This is a genomic window from Komagataeibacter sp. FXV3, assembly GCF_015155755.1.
Taxonomy (GTDB): domain Bacteria; phylum Pseudomonadota; class Alphaproteobacteria; order Acetobacterales; family Acetobacteraceae; genus Komagataeibacter.
This window is the reverse complement of sequence record NZ_VWPI01000020.1, coordinates 1-1,603: the sequence shown is the minus strand read 5'-3', so window position 1 is coordinate 1,603 and position 1,603 is coordinate 1. Positions and strand designations below refer to the sequence as shown.

General features: G+C 59.8%; 1 protein-coding gene. It reads right to left on the bottom strand.

Features of this window, described 5'->3' with window-relative positions; genetic code table 11:
* Window positions 1–214 precede the first annotated feature (214 nt).
* A partial coding sequence (locus F1542_RS02200; protein WP_193731592.1) for a CocE/NonD family hydrolase occupies window positions 215–1,603 on the bottom strand: 1,389 nt, incomplete at its 5' end.

Below are 1,603 nucleotides of genomic sequence, written 5' to 3'. Positions count from 1 at the left end.
TTTCTTGCCAAGGCACAGCGGTTCCATTTGCGCCCATTGGGCGTCTGTCAGTACGAAGCGATCCATACGGATTTTGAATCACATTTGGTGACTTTGAAAAAGTATAATTCCCAACAGACCCCAAAAAAGCTTCAGAGAATGCCGCCTTTTTTAAAAAAAGACGGCACCCAAAAAGTTTTATTGTTTTTAATCAATAGGTTGTTTGAAGAATTATTTAGGGCAGCACGGGCAGCCAGACGGCGGAAGGATGGGCGGGGTCATGATAGATGTCCTGTGTCGCCGCAACATAATCCTGCGGGCGCGCCTGCAGGATGCTGGGCACGAATTTCTGCGGGTTGCGGTCATATAACGGGAACAGGCTGGACTGGATCTGGACCATGATCCGGTGACCGGGCTGAAAGACATGGTTTATGACCGGCAGGGTAAAGCGGTAGCGCTCTACCTGAGCGGGAGTAATGGCGGTCGGGTGCGCGACGTCATGGCGGTAGCGCCCCCGGAAAATATCCATCGATACCGGCAGTTCATATCCGCCCATTTCGGGGCGGTCGGCGGTGGTGGGCGGGTTGACGTCAATCACCTTCACCACCCAGTCCGCATCCGACCCGGTGGTGGCGGCATACAGGTCCGCCACCGGCACGCCACTGACCCGGATGGGCGTGGTCAGGACCGGGGTTTCATAGGTCAGGACATCGGGGCGGCTTTCAGCCGATCGCTGGTCCTGCACCAGCCATGTCTTCCACCGGTCCCCATCGGTTGCAAAGGAAAAGGGCCGGGCAAGGAACGGCACCGGATGCTGCGGGTCGGACACATAACGGTCCGATGCCTGCGCACCCTGTCCGGGCTTTTGGGTGGACAGGCCATGGCCCGCCTGCACGAACAGGGGCTGCAGCGGATGCGGGCACTGCCCGTCACACACCTGCGGCCAGTGGTCGATATAGTCCCAGCGGTTCTGCCCGGTATTGTACAGGATGGCCTGCGGCAGATGTACCGCGGGTGCATTGGTGCGCAGGTACTGGTCAAAGAACGGGCGCAGTACGTCATGGCGGAACTGCGACGCCGTATCCCCATTCCAGTGTAGTGGCCCAAGGGATGAGCCGTCATAATTGACCTGGCTATGCCGCCATGGCCCCATCACCATGACATTGGGGACCGTGGGATGGGTGGCCTGCACCGTCTGCCATGCGTGGATCGCCCCCCACATGTCTTCCTGGTCCCACAGTCCTTCTACCCATAGTGTCGGGATGGTCAGTCCGTGCCGCGCCAGAAGCTGGTCAAGGGCCTGCTGCTGCCAGAATGCGTCATAGTCCGGATGGGCCAGCATACGTTGCCACCACGGGAACTGATCCAGCCCCGCATCATGCGCGAACTGTTCCGCCGACCCGGCGGAAAGGAAATTGCTGTAATCATCCTGACCGACGCGCGGGATGGTATGCCCCTCGCCGCGTTCGCTCATCTGTTCGGTAAAGTAGTCGAGGCCCCCCTGCCGGAACGCCCCGTAATGATACCAGTCATCGCCCATCCAGCCATCGATCATGGGGCTTTCGGGGGCTGTGACCTTCAGCGCGGGGTGCGGGTCCAGCAGGGCCATGACCACCGTGAACCC